The sequence below is a fragment of the Streptomyces sp. GDS52 genome (genome assembly GCF_052246875.1).
GTDB lineage: Bacteria > Actinomycetota > Actinomycetes > Streptomycetales > Streptomycetaceae > Streptomyces > Streptomyces cathayae.
In genome coordinates, this window is record NZ_JBQQCR010000002.1 from 25,306 (window position 1) to 42,929 (window position 17,624).

General features: G+C 71.6%; 16 protein-coding genes and 1 pseudogene. 4 read left to right on the forward strand and 13 right to left on the reverse strand.

Annotated features, from left to right (window positions below):
• Positions 1–157: 157 nt before the first annotated feature.
• Both ACTWJ9_RS30760 and ACTWJ9_RS30765 read right to left on the reverse strand, forming a co-directional pair.
• Positions 158–2,095, reverse strand: coding sequence for a hypothetical protein (locus ACTWJ9_RS30760; protein WP_443295957.1), 1,938 nt, complete (start codon positions 2,093–2,095; stop codon positions 158–160).
• Positions 2,096–2,174: 79 nt separating this feature from the next.
• A pseudogene (locus ACTWJ9_RS30765) lies at positions 2,175–2,498 on the reverse strand (AAA family ATPase); the annotation flags it as partial.
• Between ACTWJ9_RS30765 and ACTWJ9_RS30770 the strand changes: the two are divergent.
• Positions 2,392–2,664, forward strand: coding sequence for a hypothetical protein (locus tag ACTWJ9_RS30770; protein ID WP_443295958.1), 273 nt, complete (start codon positions 2,392–2,394; stop codon positions 2,662–2,664). The pseudogene ACTWJ9_RS30765 and the gene ACTWJ9_RS30770 overlap by 107 nt on opposite strands.
• 596 nt (positions 2,665–3,260) lie before the next feature.
• Here the strand turns inward: ACTWJ9_RS30770 and ACTWJ9_RS30775 are convergent.
• Positions 3,261–3,689, reverse strand: a complete 429-nt coding sequence (locus ACTWJ9_RS30775) for a lamin tail domain-containing protein (protein ID WP_443296121.1) — start codon at positions 3,687–3,689, stop codon at positions 3,261–3,263.
• 807 nt (positions 3,690–4,496) lie between these two features.
• Here ACTWJ9_RS30775 and ACTWJ9_RS30780 point away from each other — a divergent pair.
• A complete protein-coding gene (locus ACTWJ9_RS30780; RefSeq protein WP_443295959.1) occupies positions 4,497–4,889 on the forward strand; it encodes a peptidase inhibitor family I36 protein in 393 nt (130 codons plus the stop codon).
• Positions 4,890–5,445: 556 nt separating this feature from the next.
• The gene (locus tag ACTWJ9_RS30785; RefSeq protein WP_443295960.1) at positions 5,446–7,053 is read left to right on the forward strand and encodes a hypothetical protein; all 1,608 of its coding nucleotides are present in this window, start codon (positions 5,446–5,448) and stop codon (positions 7,051–7,053) included.
• A 120-nt stretch (positions 7,054–7,173) separates the two neighbouring features.
• Here the strand turns inward: ACTWJ9_RS30785 and ACTWJ9_RS30790 are convergent, their stop codons facing one another.
• From ACTWJ9_RS30790 to ACTWJ9_RS30835, 10 genes are all read right to left on the reverse strand, one after another.
• Positions 7,174–8,247 (reverse strand): alkene reductase, encoded by a 1,074-nt coding sequence (locus ACTWJ9_RS30790; RefSeq protein WP_443295961.1) that lies wholly within the window; start codon positions 8,245–8,247, stop codon positions 7,174–7,176.
• A gap of 77 nt (positions 8,248–8,324) precedes the next feature.
• Positions 8,325–8,789, reverse strand: a complete 465-nt coding sequence (locus ACTWJ9_RS30795) for a MaoC family dehydratase (RefSeq protein WP_443295962.1) — start codon at positions 8,787–8,789, stop codon at positions 8,325–8,327.
• 67 nt (positions 8,790–8,856) lie between these two features.
• Positions 8,857–9,261: a nuclear transport factor 2 family protein gene (locus tag ACTWJ9_RS30800; RefSeq protein ID WP_443296122.1), complete on the reverse strand. Its 405-nt coding sequence runs from the start codon at positions 9,259–9,261 to the stop codon at positions 8,857–8,859.
• A gap of 25 nt (positions 9,262–9,286) precedes the next feature.
• Positions 9,287–10,447: a branched-chain amino acid ABC transporter permease gene (locus ACTWJ9_RS30805; protein ID WP_443295963.1), complete on the reverse strand. Its 1,161-nt coding sequence runs from the start codon at positions 10,445–10,447 to the stop codon at positions 9,287–9,289.
• Entirely contained in the window at positions 10,440–11,330 is an 891-nt protein-coding gene (locus tag ACTWJ9_RS30810) for a branched-chain amino acid ABC transporter permease (protein WP_443295964.1), read from the reverse strand. Before ACTWJ9_RS30810 ends, ACTWJ9_RS30805 begins: the two co-directional genes overlap by 8 nt.
• Positions 11,327–12,271 carry an ABC transporter ATP-binding protein gene (locus ACTWJ9_RS30815; RefSeq protein ID WP_443295965.1) on the reverse strand — a complete coding sequence of 315 codons (945 nt, stop codon included), beginning with the start codon at positions 12,269–12,271 and terminating at the stop codon, positions 11,327–11,329. The genes ACTWJ9_RS30810 and ACTWJ9_RS30815 overlap by 4 nt, the downstream gene beginning before the upstream one ends.
• Complete coding sequence (locus ACTWJ9_RS30820) at positions 12,264–13,046, reverse strand: ABC transporter ATP-binding protein (protein ID WP_443295966.1); 783 nt, start codon at positions 13,044–13,046, stop codon at positions 12,264–12,266. Before ACTWJ9_RS30820 ends, ACTWJ9_RS30815 begins: the two co-directional genes overlap by 8 nt.
• 48 nt (positions 13,047–13,094) lie before the next feature.
• Complete coding sequence (locus ACTWJ9_RS30825; RefSeq protein ID WP_443295967.1) at positions 13,095–14,351, reverse strand: ABC transporter substrate-binding protein; 1,257 nt, start codon at positions 14,349–14,351, stop codon at positions 13,095–13,097.
• A gap of 343 nt (positions 14,352–14,694) precedes the next feature.
• The gene (locus ACTWJ9_RS30830) at positions 14,695–15,201 is read right to left on the reverse strand and encodes a VOC family protein (RefSeq protein ID WP_443295968.1); all 507 of its coding nucleotides are present in this window, start codon (positions 15,199–15,201) and stop codon (positions 14,695–14,697) included.
• A gap of 139 nt (positions 15,202–15,340) precedes the next feature.
• Positions 15,341–16,234: a fumarylacetoacetate hydrolase family protein gene (locus ACTWJ9_RS30835; RefSeq protein ID WP_443295969.1), complete on the reverse strand. Its 894-nt coding sequence runs from the start codon at positions 16,232–16,234 to the stop codon at positions 15,341–15,343.
• A gap of 137 nt (positions 16,235–16,371) precedes the next feature.
• On the opposite strand from ACTWJ9_RS30835, the gene ACTWJ9_RS30840 reads away from it, so the two are divergent.
• Positions 16,372–17,622, forward strand: a complete 1,251-nt coding sequence (locus tag ACTWJ9_RS30840; protein WP_443295970.1) for a zinc ribbon domain-containing protein — start codon at positions 16,372–16,374, stop codon at positions 17,620–17,622.
• The last annotated feature ends 2 nt before the right edge of the window (positions 17,623–17,624 follow it).

The window sequence follows — 17,624 nt, forward strand, 5'->3', positions numbered from 1 at the left end:
GACCCAGCCTCAGTGAGGCTCAGTGAGTCCCGGCGAGTCCCCTGCATCGTACGACACCCAACCCTCGTCCTCTACGAGCACGGCCGGGTGGCCTGTGTTCGGTCCTACAGGTGGAGGGTCTGGCCCATGCTTGCGCCGTCGGCTCAAGAACCCCGGTCTACTTCCTGCCCCGCCCCCTCGACTGCGTCGGCTCCAGGCGCGCGACGGCGGCCTGCTGATGCTGCACGACCTGCTTCGCCCGTTTGGCCTGCTGTGCCTGCTGGTGGGCGCGGCGGCTCGTCACCTCCCGGTCGTACAGCTCCGGGAACTTCTCGGCGATCGTGGCGCGCAGGGCCTTCTCGGCGCGGGCGTCGGCGGCCTGGGCGCGGTGGCCGGCGGCGTACCCCCGGAACTCGCCCGCCTGCCGGGTGGCGCGGCCAATGTCGTCACGGTCCCGCTTGTCCATGCTGTGGCCGCGCCGTTCGGCGACGGAGCGCATTTCCACGAGCCGCTCGGCGACCTTCTCCACGTGGTCGGGCACCGGCGTCCTCGCCACACCGAGGCTGTCCGCGAAGCGGCTCTGCTGCACCACGTCCCATGCCTTCCGCAGGGCCTGCCGGGCGTCCCGTTTCGCGTCGGCCTCGGTCTGGAGGCACGCGGCGCGCTCCCCGGTCAGGCGCTGGGTCAGCTCGCGGTACTCCTTCAGCGACGTCCCCGCCAGGCGCAGCGCAATGCGGCCCTTGCCCTCGCTCTCGGCGAGCTTGGCCAGCTGCCGGGCGCGGTCCTCGGCGTGGCCGTCCGCAACGAACGCGGTCGCCAGATACTCCCGGGCGTCGACGACACGGGCGTCCGCCTGGTCGAGGACCTCCCCGGCCTCGGCGGCGAACCGCTGCCCCCGGGTGGGCCGGCCGGTGGCCTTCTCGTGGTCGAGGCGCGTAGCGAGTTCCCGGGCCTTGGTCTCCGCCGCGGTGGCGACGGCCTCGGCCTCGGCGGCGAGCCGGTCGCCCTCGGCGATCAGCCGGTTCAGCTCCTGAGGGGAGACGGCGCCGTAGATGCGCTTCGTCCAGGACGGGACCGCACGTTCCTCGGCACCGCCCTGGATGCGGGCGAGCAGCTGCTTGGCCTTCTCCTCGGCACGCCGGGCCCGTTCCTCGCGCTGGGCCTCGTCCTGCGCCCGGCGGTGGGAGAGGGACATCGACTTCGCGCGCCCGGCCTGCGCCATGCGGGACTGCCGGAGCCTGCGCTCGGACTCGGCACGGGCCTCCTCGGCGGACAGGTCGCGCTGCCGGGGCAGCGGGGCGGGAGCCGGCGGCTCCCGCAGGAGGTCGGAGACCATGCTGTCCGGCCGGGACTGGCCCAGGAAGCGCGCGAACGCGTCGATGGCGCGCTCCAGGCGCTCCCTCTCGCTGCGGGACTGGCCGAGCCGGGCCCGGGTGATGCCGGGATAGGTGGCAAACGCGTTCGCGCCGTGCCCGTACATCAGCGACGTGTTGCACGTCAGGCCCTGGCTCGCGGCGATCGTCATGGCGTAGCCCAGCGACAGCGCCCCGCCGGCGACCTTCTGCGGCGATACCCAGCCGGACTCGGTGCGGTGGCCGCCGGGGGCCTTGGCGTCCTTGACCCGCCAGGTGATCTCGACACGGTGGTGTTCGTCCATCGCCGTGATGACGGCCCGGTAGCCGTTGAGCATGTCCGGGCCCTGGCCGCGGCGGGACCGGTAGTCGTTCTCCCGCACGCGGACGACGTCGCCCACGGCGAGGGTGAGGGTGTCGCCGCCGGGCAGGGCGTAGGTGTGCTCGTCGCCGAGTTCGCCGGCCTCGCGGCGCATCGCCTGCGCGCCGAGGTTGAGCGCGTCGACATCCGAGTTGCGGGCGGCGAGCACCACCAGGTGGGCGATGAGGTCCTGCGGGTCGGCCCACTGCTGCAGCCGCAGTTCGTCCCACGCCATGAGGATCTGGGAGCGGGCCTCCTCGGCGGTCTCGGCGGGATGCACGCGCCCACCCTCGGCGAGCATCCGCAGCGCCAGCTGGTGGTTGCCGGTGCGCCAGACGTCCAGCGCGGCGCGCTCGGCGGCGTCCTCCTGGCGGCGGTTCTCGGTGAGGGTGAGCCCGTGCACCAGGCGGTGGGTCTCCTTGAACCAGCCCCCCGGGGCCGATCGCCTGGAGCTGCAGGTGGTCGCCGATGCCGACGACCTTCGTGCCGGTGCGCGCGGCCTCGGTCATCAGCGCGGCCGCGGCGCGGTCGTCGACCATCGTGGCCTCGTCCACCACCAGGACGTCGACGCCGCGCAGCCCGTTGCCGTTCTCGATCTCGCCGAGCCAGGCGGCCACAGTCCGGGCGGGGATGTCGGAGGCATCGTGCAGCTGCTTGGCGGCGACCGCGGCGAGGGTGGCCCCGGCGTAGGTGGTGCCGGTGGCGTCCCAGCCGATCCGGCACGCCTCCATCAGCGTGGACTTGCCCGCCCCGGCGACGCCGACGAGGGCGTCGATGCCGTGCCCGGCGGTCAGCACCCGACGCACCGCGGCGGACTGTTCCTCGGACAGCTCGAACCCGGCGGCGACCTGGAAGACGTCGATGGCGGCGGCGGCCTGGTCGGCGGTGAGCTGTACGGCGCCGCTGTCGAACCGGTCCAGCGCCTGGGCCCGGACGGTCTCCTCGGCGTCGAGGATGTCCTGGGTGGTGTAGCGGTTGATGGACGACATGACGGTGGACCCGAGGGTGGGCACGCGCACCGCGTAGCCCTCGACCGCCAGGACATCGTCGACGAGCCGCTCCAGGCTGTCCGGGCCGGCGTCGATCCCGAACTCCAGCGCGTTCGCCACGGCCGCCAGCAGCTGCGCGCGGGTGAACGTCTTGTCGTTCGCGGTCAGCCCCTCCTTGGGGTCGAACACGACGGCCGCGGTGTCGCCGGGCGGCGGGATGCGCGGGCCGGTGCCGGGCCCGTCCAGGCCGGCGCCGCCGTCCGGGCCGGGCGGACCGGGGGCAGCCGCGGCCACCACCGCGTCGACGTCGCCGACGAGTGCCTCGGCCCGCCGACGCCAGCTGTCGCCCATCGTCGTGGCGTCCACGTCGCCCCTGTCGCGCTTGGTCGCCATCGAGGCTGCCTGCTTCTCCGTCCGCGAGGCGTCGGCACCCCCATCTCCGGTTCCCGGCCGCCCGACCAGCCGCTTGCAAAAAACCGGCGGCGCGCCGCCCCTTTGAAGGGGCGGCGCGCCGTGGTGGTGGGGGGGGTCGGGGTGTGCCGGCGCCGGTCCCTGGCTGCCGGTGCTGCCTGTGGGGTGTCAGCGGCGGCCGCCGCGGTGTCGGCCCCAGGACTCGGTGTCCACCGTGCGGCCGCGCTCGTCGCGCAGGGTGGCGGTGTCGGCGCGGTTGTCCCACACGTAGTGGCGGCGGTCCTGGTACAGGTCGGTGCGGGTGTCACGGCCGACGCCGGTGTGGACGCGGACGGTGGCGCGGCCGGCGAGACGGACGTGGTCGAAGCGGTAGCGGTGGCCGTCCTCGTCCCGCAGCGTCCATCCGTCCAGGTTCACCGCACGGCGGGTGTTGTTGGTGATCTCCACCCACTCCTTGTTCAACGAGCGGTTGGAGCGGTCGTCGCGTCCCGGGGAGTCGTACTGCACGTCGGAGATCTGCACGTTCGGCCGGTGCGGCCGGTGCTCGGCCGCCGACGCCGGCACCGTCAGGACCGCGGTCAGCGCGCCGGCGCTCAAGGCGGCGGCGGTCAGGCGGCGAGTGGTGATGGACTTCGACACAGGTTTCCCCTGCATGGTGCGGGCGCCACCCGGACACAACGACACGAGGGCCGTAGGTTCGGGGGGTGCGTGGTGCGGATGGCGGCCGGTCGGCCGCACACGCACACCCTGCCCACCCCGCGACCGGCACGTGAACGAGACGTGAACCCTGTTACGGATCACCCACCTCATGGCAACTGTCATCTGCAATGACCATCTATGCGCCGAATACACCGGGTTGACGACCCATCAGGCAAAGAACTCGTGCGGGCCCTGACCCCGGACTCGAAAACGCCATGACGCGCCACCCCAGCCCCCGCGGGGCCATCACCCGAAAGTGGGTAACGGCTCCCCGCTCCGCGGCCCGCCCCACATGGGAAGAAGCCCCGCTCCTGCCACGGCAGGAACGGGGCTTCTCATGGAGCGCCGGGCAGGCCTTGCACCTGCATCTCCCCGCAGGAAGCGGGACGTCTTTCCTTAGACCACCAACGCACGGACAACGGCATCGTCGAAACGACCCCGCGCCTTCAAGATCAACTATAGCGCAGGGCCGCCGGAGCGCACACCAGGCCCAACTCCCACGCAGCCACCCGGCCGGGGCACCAGCCCCGGCCGCGGAGCCGGACACGCGCAAAGTGTCCTCGCCCACCGCCCCGGAGACGTCAGCCCTCCCCCGCTCCCCCTGTCTGTGGGTTCGTACCGATCCGCACCGTGCGCTGCGCCACTGGAGTGACCTCGCGGGCATGCCTGCCCGGCCGGTGCCCGGTGGCCAGTATGTGTAACACCGTGATCAAAAACGTGATGCGTGCCGGGGCCACCGCCGCACTGGCCCTCCTTCCCCTGGCCGTCCCCGCTTCCGCCGAGGCCGGCACGGTGCGGGCCGGGATCGACTGCCCGTCCGGCTACGTGTGCATCTACCCGGAGATCGATTTCGGCGGACAGCCCTGGGTGCGGCGTGCCTCGGACGGCAGTGTGAAGGACCTGCCCTCCGCGATCCGCGACCGCGGCAGCTCGATCCGCAACAACTCCGACCGCACCGCCCGCGTGTACGAGAAGCGCAACCACTCCGGCCGCTGGGTGTGCGTCACCCGCAGCGGCGGCTCCCTCCACGACCTGCGTGGCTACAACCTCAACGACCAGACCCGCTCCCTGAAGATCAACCGCAACGACTGCGGATAGACACTCTCAGCGCACCGAACAGACCGGCACATCCCCCGCGCCGGTGCAACCGACCGGATACGGGAAGACCCCGGCCCTGAACAGCAACGCCGGAGGCCTTCCTTGCCGAGCGCCGGAGCGACGGCAGCGTCAACTGCCCCGTCCTCCTCGGGTGCACCCGTGCCCCGGCCAACCACTGCTTTCGGTTGTACGGCCGGCCGCGCGTTCCACGGGGCGCGGCCGGTGCCTTCCGCGGTCTCCGTGAGGAACTCGGCTTCTCCCCCCTCCTCGAAACTGCCCACCGCGCAGCTCCGGGACCGGGGCGCTCTCCGCTGGCTGCAACGTCTCACTTCGCTGTCCAGTCCGGCTCTCACCGCATGCCAGACGTCCTCACCGGTCACGACCTTGGTTCGGTGGCATCACCCGAGAACCAGGGGCGACGCCTGCTGAGGGCGGGCAGCGCATCGGCGTAAGACGTCGCAAGTCCCTCAACTTCCGCCCGCACCAATTCCCGCGACGCCCTGTCGCCTCACCTCTACGATCGCTCGAAACGGCGGGTCGGCTGGGGGGGGCGGGCATGGACGACGGCATCGGAAGCGGCGGGACGGCGGCGGTCCGCCTGATCCGGGGGACGCCCCTCACCGAGGCGTTGGACCCCGCCGATCCCCGCGCCTGGACCGCGTTCGACGTGGGCGTCCGGCAGGTCCTCCGGTACGGGCATGCGCTGCTGCCGGAGAAAGAGCGGACCGCGGTGCTTCGCTCCGGCACGGCCGGCGAGGCCGCATCGCGGCCGGGGACGTCTGCCCGGCACCCGGCAACCGGTCGGTCCGACCGCCTCCGCCGCTGGGTCACCGCCGGCTTCCACCGCCCGGCCGGGAGCCCGGAACCGCCGACCGGACTCGGGCGCCTTCCACACGGCCGGCCCGGGGCAGACGGGCTCCGGAGCGGGAGCGCGGGGCCGGATGCGCGGGCCCGGCTCGCTCTCGCCCTGTGCCATCCGGACGGGCGGGTGCGCGAGGCCGCTCTGGAGCGGGTCGCGGGGCATCCCGTGCTGCTGCCGCTGCTCGTCATACGTGCCGGCGACCGGGTGATGCCCGTGCGGGAGCGGGCCCGGCATTTGCTGGGCGAAAGGCTCGACGTGGAGACCGCGGTCGTCCTCGCGCCGCTGATCCTGCGGGTCGGCCGACGCGACCGGGGCACCTTCGGGCTGGAACTGCTCGACGGCGTGCTCCGCCGGGCACCGCGCGAGCGGTTGCTGCCCCTGCACACCCACACCGACCGCACCGTACGCCGGTTCACCCTCCGGCTGGCCGTCGAGGAGGGGCTCCTCTCCCCCGGTGAGCTGGCCCGCCGCGCGGCCTGGGACGACGACGCGGTCGTCCAGGGCCTGTGCGCCGACGCCGCCCTGGCCGCCCCGACGGACGGAGGCGACTGGGACGAGGTGCTGGAGCCGCTGCTGGGCGCGCGCAATCCCCGGGCGCGGTCGGCCGGGGTCACCGCGCTGCGGCGGGCGGGACGGCCCGAACGGGCGGTGGAATTCCTCATCGACCGGTCCGCGGTGGTCCGGGCCTGTGCGCGGTATGTCGTACGGCAGCACGGGACGGATCCGCTGCCCTGGTACCGGAAGCGGTGTGCGGACCCGGCCGGCCCGGCGGTGCCGCCCGGTGCGGTGATCGGGCTGGCGGAGTGCGGGGAGCGCGCGGACGCGGAGCTGCTGTGGCCGCTGCTCGCCCATCCGGCACCGGCGGTGCGGGCCCGGGCGGTGGCCGGGCTGCGCATACTGGACGTGACCGACGCGGCGCGGCTGCTGCCGCTGCTCGACGACCCGGCGCCCGGTGTCGTACGGGAGACGACCACCGCGCTGCTTCCCTTCGTCGGGACACTGCCCGACGGGCTGCTGATGGCGCGCCTCGGCGCCGAGCGGTCCCGGCCGGTCCGGGTCGCCGCGTTCCGGCTGCTCGACGCGCGCGGCGGCCTCATCGGACTGCGGGCAGCGGTCGCCCTGCTGAACGATCCGGACGACAAGCTGCGCAGGTGGGCCGGGCAGTCGGTGCAGCGCTGGCATCCGGGCGCGAACACCCCGCGCGGGGAGGCGGAGGTGGGCGAGCTGCTGGACCGGGCCCGGCACCTCTTCAGCGACTACGTCCTTCATCGGCGCAAGTGGGAGGCGGGGCTGACCGGCTGACGCAATGCGCCCGGGGCCTGCCCGTCCGGGTCGGTCGGGGGCTGACCCGGCACTCGGCCGGGCACCGTCACAGCGCGGCCAGGGTCTGTACGGTGAGCGGTGGAACCCCACGAGGCGAGATCAGGGAAGCGTCGGATAGTCCGTGTAGCCGGGTTCACCGCCTCCGTAGAACGTCGTCCTGTCCGGCGTGTTGAACGGTCCGCCCGCCGCCAGCCGACGGGGCAGGTCCGGGTTGGCGAGGAATAGGGCACCGAAGGCGAGGATGTCCGCAGTACCGTCCTCGATCAGGGGCAGCTCTTCGGGGCCTGTCGTGCGACCGGCTGGGGTGGCCGGGTTGAGGACGAAGGTGCCCGTGAAGCGTTTACGCAGATCCAGGGTGAGGTCACGCGCGTCCACGGGCTCCACCAAGTGAAGGTAGGCGGGCCCGATGGAGTTGAGGGCGTCGAGCAGTGACCGGTAGGTGGTCCATGGCTCGGGCTCGGCGATGTCGTTGAACGGGTTGGCCGGGGAGATGCGCAGGGCGGTGCGGGCCGCTCCCACCGCCGCCGCGACCGCCGTGACGACCTCGACCGCGAAGCGGACGCGCGCCTCGGGTTCGCCGCCCCAGGCGTCGGTGCGGTGGTTGGTATTGGGCGCGAGGAACTGGTGGATCAGATAGCCATTGCCCCCATGGATTTCGACGCCGTCGAAACCGGCCGCCATCGCGTTGCGGGCGGCCTGCGCGTAGTCGGCGATGGCGGCGCGGATGCCCGCCTCGTCCAGTTCCTCGGGCACGGCGAAGTCGAGCCGTCCTTCGGTGGTCAGCGCCTGACCGCGCGCGGCGATCGGTGAAGGCGCCACCGGGACGAAACCGTCGGGCAGCATCCTGGGGTGACCGATGCGGCCCGTGTGGGTGAGTTGCGCGAAGATCCGGCCGCCCGCCGCGTGGACGGCGTCAGTGACCGGACGCCAGGCCGCGGTCTGCTCCTCGGTGTGCAGGCCCGGGGTATTGATGTAGCCCTGGCCCACAGCCGAGGGGTGGCAGCCCTCGCTGATGATCAGTCCGGCCGAGGCCCTCTGCGCGTAGTACGTGGCTGCCGCCCCGCTGGGTGTGGCGCCGGGGCCGTACGCGCGGCTGCGGGTCATGGGGGCCATCGCGATGCGGTTGGCGAGCCGCAGGCCGGACAGGTCGATGGGGTCGAAGGCAGTGGTCATCGGGGGCTGCTCCAGGCGGGTTGGTCGGGCGGTGAGCGGCTGGGAGGCCGTGCCGGGGCAGGAGACCCCGGCCGGCACTACGCGTAGTAGCGGTGGACCGATTCCGCCACGCACGCGGGCTTCGGGGATCCCTCGATCTCGACCGTGAACTCGTACGTCACCTGCAGCCCGTCGCCCCCGACCCGTTCCGTCCGGACGATCCGCCCCACCAGGCGGATCCGGGAACCGACGGGGACGGGCGAGGTGAAGCGGACCCGGTTCAGGCCGTAGTTGACCGCCATCGAGATGCCTTGTCTATCGAGCAGGTCGCCGAACAGACCGCTGATGAGGGAGAGTGTGAGATAGCCGTGGGCGATGGTCGTGCTGAAGGGCCCGCCCGCAGCGCGCTCGGGATCGACGTGGATCCACTGCTGGTCCCCGGTGGCCTCGGCGAAGTCGTTCACCCGCTTCTGGGTGATCTCCAGCCAGGAGGAGGGGCCCAGTTCGGCCCCCGTGGCGGCTTCGAGGTCGGCGAGTCCACCGATGGTCAGGGGTACGGGCATGGTTCAGGCTCCGATGGTGCAGAAGGGTCGGTCGGGGGGACGGCTACGGTGCTCGAGTCGGCGCCGTTCACGGCGCGGGCGATTCGCGGTACGGGTCCAGCGCCCGGCTCGCCGCGCTGTCCAGGTACTCCTCGAGGCGGACGATCCGGTCGTCCCGCACGGTGGCCACGAAACAGGCCCGCACCTCGATCTCCTGGCCGTCCGGTGTCGTTCCGCGCAGCACGTGCTGTTGGACGAAGCCGTCCGGGGTCGGGTGACGGCGCTCCTGCTCGTAGCGCATTCCGGTCAGCACGCCGGACAGCCAGCGCAGCGTGCGGTAGTTGTCCTCGGGACCGATTTCACGGTCGGTGGTGTTGTGCCAGATGACCGTCTCGGGGGTGTAGACGCTCTCGCGTACGGTTTCGATGTCGCCGCGTTCCACGGCTCGCAGGAAACGCTCCGCCAGTGCGTCGATCGAGCCGGCGTGGGACATGGCCACGGGCTCTCCTTCCAGAGTGTCAGGCCGGGGTTCGCTGCAGCGCCCGCCGCTTCCCGGCAGTGGGGTCCGGGCCCTGCGGGCCGCCGTGCCGGACATGGCGCCGTTGGTTCTCGGGGCGGCCGGTGATGCGGGTGAGCAGGGCGTTGAGTCCGCCCGGGGCGAACATGATCACGAGGATGAGTAGAGCCGCGTACAGCAGCGTCGCGAACACCGCGCCGTCGATCCCTCCGTTGCCGCTGGTGCTACTCAGGAACGGCAGGCTGTCGGCGTGGCGGGAGAGCAGCAGCGGCAGGGCGGTCACGAAGGCCGCGCCCGCGACCGCGCCCCGTATGCTGCCCATGCCTCCGATGATCACCATGGCGAGGTAGTCCACCGAGGCGAGATAACCGAAGGAGTTGGGCACGATCCACTGCGAGGCGAGGGCGAGCATCAGGCCTGCGGTGCTGCCGTAGACAGCGGCCAGGACGAAGGAGCCGGCCTTGGCCCGGCCCACCCGGACGCCCATCGCGGCGGCGCCGATCTCGCTTTCCCTCATCATGTTCATGGCGAGGCCGGGGCGTCCGCCGACGATACGGCGGGCCGCGACGTATCCGATCGCGGCAACCAGGAGCCCGAGGAACCACAGTTTCTCCAAACTGCCGAACGGTACCCCGAGCACCATCGTCTTCTCGCTGTCGGAGAATTCGAACCCGCCGATGGACAGGGGCGGTACGGCCCGGCCAGCCGGGCCGCCGGACAGCGGGATGACCTTGGTCAGCAGGTGCTGGCCGAGGAAGACCAGGCCGATGGAGGCCACACCGAGGTACAGCCCGCGCACCCGTCCGGCCATCGGGCTGAACGCCGCACCGAGCAAGCCGGAGAGGAGGATCGCACCGAGCGCTGCAAGCGCGGTGGGCCAGCCAAGGCCGTACACCTTGCCCTCCGGGCTGCCCGCGAGGAAGGCGTACAGGTACGCCCCGCTGCCGAGGAAGAGGGCGTGCGCCAGGGAGAATTGTCCGGCGACGCCGACTTGGATCGACAGGCCGATCGCACCGACGGCCGCGGCGAGGGTGAACACCCCGAGCTGCATCCAGAACTCGTCGAGGTAGAACGGCACCGCGACGAGGACGACGAGCAGGGCCACGGTGAGTATGCGGGATCTGGTCAGGAATCCGCCCGCACGGGATATCGCCTCAGACACGGGCCACCGCCTTCTTGCCGAAGAATCCGTCCGGGCGCACCAGCAGGACGGCGAAGAGTACGAGATAGGCGACGATGCCCGAGAGCCCGTTGCCGATCATGCCGAGCCCGGACTCGTAGGTCGCGGTGATCGACTCGGCGAGACCCAGGGCGAGCCCGCCGACCAACGCGCCGCCGACCGAGTCGAGGCCACCGATGACCGCGGCGGGGAAGGCACGCATCGCGCTGTTGGAGAGACCGGGGTCAACGCCCGGGCTGGGGAATGAGGCCAGGAAGAGTCCGGCGAGGGTCGCCATGAGACCGCCGATGATCCAGCTGGTCGCGGAGACCTTGGACAGCCGTACGCCCATCAGGGCGGCGGTCTCCCCGTCGGCCGCGCTCACCCGGAGTTTGAGCCCCCAGCGGGTGTACCGGAACGCCAGCAGGAACCCGATGATGACGACGGTCGCGAGCAGCAGGGCGACCATGCGCACCTGCGGCACGGTGACCGGGCCGATGTGCATCTCCGCGGAGCCCCAGGGCTCGGTCATCGGGATGGTGCGGTCGCCGATCCGCCGGGTGACCTCGGTGACCGCAAGGATGTTGATGCCCAGCGTCATCACGGTGAGGCTGATGTGGCTGCGGTCCCGGGAGAACCGCATGAAGACGCTGTGGGTGAGCCAGCCGACGGCCACGCCCGCGGCGAGACCGGCGGTCAGGCCTAGCGCGAAGCCGTGCGAGGCCCCCACCTCGGCGGTCACATAGGTGCCCACCAGCAGGAACGCGCCGTGGGCGAAGTTCAGTACGCCGGTCGCCCGGTAGATGATCACAAAACCGAGTGCGATCAGGGAGTACAGCGCCCCGAGCGAGACGCCGTTGACGATGGCCTCAAGTAGCGTGATCACGGGTGGCTCCGGGGGTCGGGACCGGTTGTCGGTGCACTGGCGGAGGGTGCTTCTGAAGGGTCGGGCCTGCCGTTGCCGGCGGCGTCGCCCGTGGGCGCGGCGGCGCCGGGTTGGGTGTCGGTGTCGTCGCCGAGGTAGGCGGCGATCACCACCGGGTCGTCCTGGATCTGCCGGGGTGTCCCGTCCGCGATGACCCGGCCCGACTGAAGGACCGTCACGTGGTCGCTGATCCCCATGACGAACGGCATGCTGTGCTCCACCAGCAGCACGGTCAGACCGCGCTCGTCCCGCACCCGCAGCACCGCCTCCGCCATCGCGTCGGACTCGGCGTCGTTGATGCCGGCCACCGGCTCGTCCAGCAGCAGCAGGGTCGGTTCCGCGCACAGGGCCCGGGCGAACTCCACCTTCTTGCGGGTGCCGTACGGGAGATTGCCGACCTGGTGGTCGAGGAGGTGCCCGATTCCGGCGGTGTGCGCCGCCTCGCGGATGTGCCGGTCGTCGGCCTGCCGTTCCCGGCGGGCCACGGGCAGCCCGAAACCGGTCGCGAACAGCCCGGCCCCGGTTCGGTAGTGGCGTGCCACGCGCAGACAGTCGTAGACGCTCAGCTCCGGCGGTAGCACCAGGTTCTGGAAGGTCCGGGCCACTCCGCGTGAGGCGATCGCCGCCGGGCGCAGCCCGTCGATGCGCTCGCCCCGGTGGTGTACGGAGCCGGAGGCGGCCCGGTACACCCCGGTGATCGCGTTGAAACAGCTCGACTTTCCGGCTCCGTTGGGACCGATGAGCGCGTGCACCGTGCCGGGGCGGACCGCGAAGCGGGCCTCGGCGACGGCAGTGACCCCGCCGAAGCGCACGGTCACCCCGTCCACCTCGATCTCCGGCACGGTGCGTGGGCCGGCGGCGTTCGCCACGCGTTCGGTGGTCGCTGTGGGTGTGTCAGTCATGGCTGGTCGTACCTCCCTGCCGTACCGCCTCGTCGGGCTTCGTCCGGGTGCCGGTGCCCCCACCGAGGCTGAGCCGACGCAGAAGTTCGGAGTCGGCGAAGTCGGTCGCCGGGCCCTCGGCGGCGACGGTTCCGCCGTCAATGGCGTACACCTGGTCGGCGATGCTGAGGGCGAGCCGGGTGTTCTGCTCGACGAGGAGCACCGCCACCCCGGAGTCGGCGATCGTCCGTACGGTGGCGGCGATCTCCTTGGCCACCATCGGGGCGATGCCCAGAGACGGTTCGTCCAGCAGCAGCACCTTCGGAGTGCTCATCAGTGCCCGCCCGATGGCCAGCATCTGCTGCTCGCCGCCGGAGAGCAGCCCGGCACTCTGCGCTGAACGCTCGCGTAGGATCGGGAACATCTCCAGGACCTTGGCCATGCTGCGCTCGGTGTCCTTGCGGGACTTCACCGCGAGCCCTCCGGCGTGCAGGTTCTCCTCCACTGTGAGGGAGGCGAAGACCCGGCGGCCCTCCGGGACCTGGGCGAGGCCCGCCCTCACGATCCGGTCCGGCGGGGTCCGCAGCAGATCCCGCCCCTCCAGGCGGACACTGCCCCGGACCGCCTGGCCGCCGTGCATGGAGATGGTGCCCGACAGGGTGCGCAGCAAGGTGGTCTTGCCCGCTCCGTTGTTGCCGAGCAAGGCGGTGACCCGCCCGGGATCGATGGTCAGTGAGATCCCGTTGATGGCGTCGGCCGTTCCGTACTGAACGGCCAGTGATTCGACGTTGAGCATGAGCTACGCTCCGGCGGCAGGCGATGCGGGCACGGGTGTCTCAGCGGTTCAGCTCGACGACTGGTACTTCAGCGCGAGCGGGCTGGCCTTGGGCTCCTGGACGAGTGCCACCCCGTCCACGGACTTCGGGTCGGGCTTGAGGATGAACGACTCGCGGGAGGCGGGTTTGCCGGGCTCGGAGAAGTTCAGGGCGACCTGCATGCCGCCGGAGTCGACGCTGGTGACCTGGGTCAGGGCCTTGGCCACACCGTCGCGGGTGAGGTCCTTGTTCTCGCAGGCCTTCTCCAGAATCGTGTGGTAGGTCAGGGCGAAGACGTAGCCCGCGCCGACGGGGGCGGTTATGTCGGTGCCGGGGTGCTTCTTCGCGTACGCCTCGCGGATTTTCTTGACCATCGCCGTGTTGGCGGAGAACGACGAGGAGTTGCTGGTCAGCACCAGGTTCTCGGTCAGCGCTTTCTGCGCCGGGCCCTTGACCAGGGCGGCCGAGATCAGGTTGGTCGCCAGGACGGTCGCCTGGTATCCGCTGGAGTGCACCAGCGAGGACACGGCGACGGTCTGGCCGCCTGCGGTGCCCATGACGATGACCTTGGCGCCCGCCTTCTTCATGGCGGCTACCTGCGCGGTCAGGTCGCTGCTGGTCGGGTCGACCTCGGCAGCGGTCAGCTTGAGCTTGAACTCGCCGGCGGCGGCCTTGACGCCGGCGAGGGTGTTGGTGCCGATGCCACCGGGGTAGTGGATGACGCCGATGGCGTCGCCCTCGGCGAGTTTCTTCTGTTCCATCAGGTAGCTGATGCCGTTGATCGCCTCGATGTCGTACGGGGAGCCGACCAACGGGGTGGTGGGGATCTTCAGCAGCGCGCCGTCGTACGAGCTGGGCAGGACGACCATGCTGTCGGACTTGATCTGCTGCTGGACGGCGAGAACGTCGGGGCCGCCCGCGAAGTTGGCGATGCCGACGACTTCGTTGCGCAGGGACGCGTAGTGGACCACGGACTTCTGCACGTTGTACTGGTTGTCCTTGGCGATGGTCTCTACCTTCCGACCGCAGATACCGCCCTTGGCGTTCTGCTCCTCCCAGTAGAGGTCGTTGCCCGCGAGACCGGCCTTGCCCAACGGGCCGATGGGGCCCGACAGGTCGGTGAGGACGCCCAGCTTGATGGTGTCGGCCGTGACGCCCACGCCCGACTTGACGTCGCTCTTGCCGTCGTCGGACGCGGCGGAGGAGTCGCTGCCCTTGGTGGAGCAGGCGGTGGCGAGCAGCGTGAGGGACACGGCCGCGATCGCGGTCCGCAGCGTTCTGTTCATGAGAGTCCGTCCAGGAATGTCGGTGCGAGAGCGGGGTTCGGGTGCTGTCTCGGGCATGGCCTGGCCTGCCCGATGGTGATCCGGGCCGCCCGGGATGGGCCGATGAGGGTCGGGAGAGGCCGGGCGGTGCGGGGGCAGCCGCACCGGGGGCGCTCGGGCCGGGTGACGGCAGGGCCCTTCGGCCGGGTGACCGAGGTCGGTGATACGGCCGGGCGAAGCGGGTGGCTTTGCGGGGCTCGGAAGGGCCGGCCCGGGATGCCGGGGCGAAGGTGGTGGCCACGGTGCGGTGCCGGAGGGCTGGGCCGGGTGCGCTCGGTCCCTGGCCGGGGGCCGGTGTGGTCGGTCAGACGCGGCCGGCGGCACGGTCCGCGAGCCAGGCGTCGTACAGGAGCTGGGCCTCGTCGGCGTCCTTCTCGTTCAGCGGGCGGGTCTGGTGGGTGATCTCCAGGTGGACGCCGCTGGGGTCGAAGCAGTAGATCGAGTGCCACACGCCGTCGTGGTCGACGGTGCCGCGGACCTGGACGCCGTGGTTCTTGAGCTGCTGGGCCATCTCCTCCAACTCCTCGTCGGAGGAGACGGACAGGGCGACGTGCTTGGCCCACCACTCGAGGCCGTCGTCCTTGGCCTCGTACTCACCGGCGACGTCGAAGAACGCGATGCACTCGCCGCTCTTCAGCTCGTAGAACACGTGCAGAAACGGGTTCATCGCCTCGCCGCTGCTGGTGGTGGCCCGGTCCTGGCGGACCGCTCCGACGAGCTTGGCGCCCACGGCCTCGGTCCAGAAGGCATGGGTCGCAGCCAGGTCCGTCGTCTGGTAGGCGATGTGGTTCATTGCGATGGGAGTCACCATGTCGGGTTCCACTTCTGCTGGTGTCGACGTCGATGCCGCTGTTGCTTCTGGGTCTTGTTTCTGTTGTCCTGCGACTCTGCGTGCTCTGTTGTGAGGTCGTCGCCATGGCGGCGGGGTAGTACGGGAGCCTCTGGCAGCCTCAGTGCTTGGCGCGCGGCCGGGGGGCAAGAGCCCGAAACGCCTCGTCGTAGGAGCCGGCTGCGGCCGGGGCGACGCAGCGGTTCTCCATCACGCCAAGGCCGGTGACCTCGCTGCGCACCACGTCGCCGGGGGCGAGGAACAGCTGCGGTTCGCGGAAGAAGCCGACGCCCGCGGGCGTCCCGGTGAAGACGATGTCCCCGGGGCGCAGCGGGGTGATCGTCGAGAGGAAGGCGATCAGCTCGGGTATGTCGTGGACCATCTTGGCGGTGGTCCCGTCCTGGAGCAGCTCTCCGTTGACCCAGCAGCGCAGGTCGAGGGCGTCGCGGTTGGGCAACTCGTCCGGGGTGGTGACCCAGGGGCCGATGGGCGCGAAGCCGCGGTAGGACTTCGCCAGCGAGAGCTGGCCGCCCTGTTGGACTCCACGGGCCGACAGGTCCTGGCCGACGGTGAGACCGGCGATGTGCTCCCAGGCCCGCTCGGCGGGCACGCGGTCGGCGTACGCACCGATCACGAGGACGACCTCCACCTCGTAGTCCACACCGTCGACCGGGATCTCCACGGCGTCGTACGGGCCGGTGACACAGCTCGGGAACTTGGTGAAGGTGAGCGGCAGCGGGCGGGTGCCCGCCTGGCCGTTCTCCTCCAGGTGGTCGTGGTAGTTGAGGCCCACACCGAAAACCTGACCCGGGCTGGGGACCGGGGCCTGGAGCAGTGCGGCGTCGAGATCGCGCCATTTCAGGTCGTGGTCCTCGGAGGCCCAGGAGAGGAAGCCGGACCAGTCGCCGTAGACCTGGCCGGGTGTGGCGAAGCGCTGCGCGGACGGCTCCGCGAGGCCGGCGTAGCGGCCGTCCTCGATCAGAACCGCTTCACCGTCGACGCATCCCAGGCGCATAAGGATCTCCAGACCTTCAGGGAACGTGGCTGAAACGTGGTGTCGCTATTAGAGCCCAGCGGCCATGCGTGCGCAAGCATTTCCTTGAACTTGCGTGCTCACGCATGTTAATCTCGGTCGTGGAGGTGGAGACAACCATGACGCTGAGTGCAGCCGTATACGACTCGGTCGTCTCCGTCCCTCCCTGGCGACAGGGGCAAGGGACGAGACGCATTGCCGTACACGCACCCGACGAAGACACCCTGACCCTGGCCTGGCAGGCCGGGCGGGCCCTGCTCGACCGGCACCCCGGTGTCCGGCCCGCGGCCCTGCTCCTGGCCACCACGACCCCGCCGGTCACCGACGGGGGCAACGCGTCGCTGCTCGCCGAAGCCCTCCGCCTCGACCCGGACGGTCTGCTCGTCCAGGAGCACGCGGGCGGTCTCTTCGCCTCCGGATCGGCCCTGGCGTCCGCCGCCGCGCTGGTCACGGCAGGCGTCGCGCCCGCGCTGGTGCTGCTCGCCGACACCCGGCACTCCGACCGCGGACGGGCCCTGGGCTCCGGCGCCGCCGCCCTGCTGGTGGACGCCGAGGGGCCGGTCGGCCTGCGAATCACCGCCACGGACGCGGACAGCAGCCGCGAGGTGTACGCGCTCGGTGACGGCGTCGTGGACGCCGAACCCGCCTTCACCCGCTGGCTGGCGGCCTCGGCCCAGGACCCGCCCGGGACCGTGGCGGTGCGGCCGGGCAGCCAGGGCCTGCCCGGCATCGGCCACCTCGGCTGCGCCGCGCCTTGGGCGCAGGCCGCGGCCCTGCTGGAGCAGCCGGCCGACACCTCCCCCGGCGAGCGCCGCACGCTCCGCCTGGAGATCGGCGGCGGCGCGCGCTACCGCGTCGACCTCGACATCGCCTCCGGCTGGCGCCCCGCCGCCGCTCTCGGCGCGCAGGAGACGAACGCGGTCCCGCCGCCCTCGGCCCCCGCAGCCGAAGGTTTCAGCCCCTACACCTCGCAGGTGCAGGCATGGCGCGATCGCCGTGAGGAGCTGCGGCTCACCGGAATGCGCTGCTCTGCCTGTGCCGCCCCCCAGTACCCGGCCGCCCCTGCCTGCCCCCAGCACGGCCCTGCGGCCGAGCTGAGCCCGCACGACATGGCGCTCACCGGCAGCGTCCTGACCCGCACCCGCGACCATGTCTTCCCCGTCGGCGGCCCGCTGACCGCCGCCGTGGTCGAACTCGCCGACGGCGGCCGGTTCTACGGCCAGGTGGCCGCCGGGTACGACGTCGCGATCGGAGACCCGGTGGTGCTGGTGCTGCGCCGCATCGCCACGGCGGCAGACGCCGCCCCCCGCTACTTCTGGAAGATCCTTCCCACCCCTGCCGAAGACCGGACCGAAGGAACAGGACGCTAACG

Coding starts and splice junctions, on each gene's coding strand:
- ACTWJ9_RS30785 (WP_443295960.1), top strand. CDS start 5,446: ATGGACGACGGCATCGGAAGCGGCGGGACGGCGGCGGTCCGCCTGATC.
- ACTWJ9_RS30790 (WP_443295961.1), bottom strand. CDS start 8,247: ATGACCACTGCCTTCGACCCCATCGACCTGTCCGGCCTGCGGCTCGCC.
- ACTWJ9_RS30795 (WP_443295962.1), bottom strand. CDS start 8,789: ATGCCCGTACCCCTGACCATCGGTGGACTCGCCGACCTCGAAGCCGCC.
- ACTWJ9_RS30800 (WP_443296122.1), bottom strand. CDS start 9,261: ATGTCCCACGCCGGCTCGATCGACGCACTGGCGGAGCGTTTCCTGCGA.
- ACTWJ9_RS30815 (WP_443295965.1), bottom strand. CDS start 12,271: ATGACTGACACACCCACAGCGACCACCGAACGCGTGGCGAACGCCGCC.
- ACTWJ9_RS30820 (WP_443295966.1), bottom strand. CDS start 13,046: ATGCTCAACGTCGAATCACTGGCCGTTCAGTACGGAACGGCCGACGCC.
- ACTWJ9_RS30825 (WP_443295967.1), bottom strand. CDS start 14,351: ATGAACAGAACGCTGCGGACCGCGATCGCGGCCGTGTCCCTCACGCTG.
- ACTWJ9_RS30830 (WP_443295968.1), bottom strand. CDS start 15,201: ATGGTGACTCCCATCGCAATGAACCACATCGCCTACCAGACGACGGAC.
- ACTWJ9_RS30835 (WP_443295969.1), bottom strand. CDS start 16,234: ATGCGCCTGGGATGCGTCGACGGTGAAGCGGTTCTGATCGAGGACGGC.
- ACTWJ9_RS30840 (WP_443295970.1), top strand. CDS start 16,372: ATGACGCTGAGTGCAGCCGTATACGACTCGGTCGTCTCCGTCCCTCCC.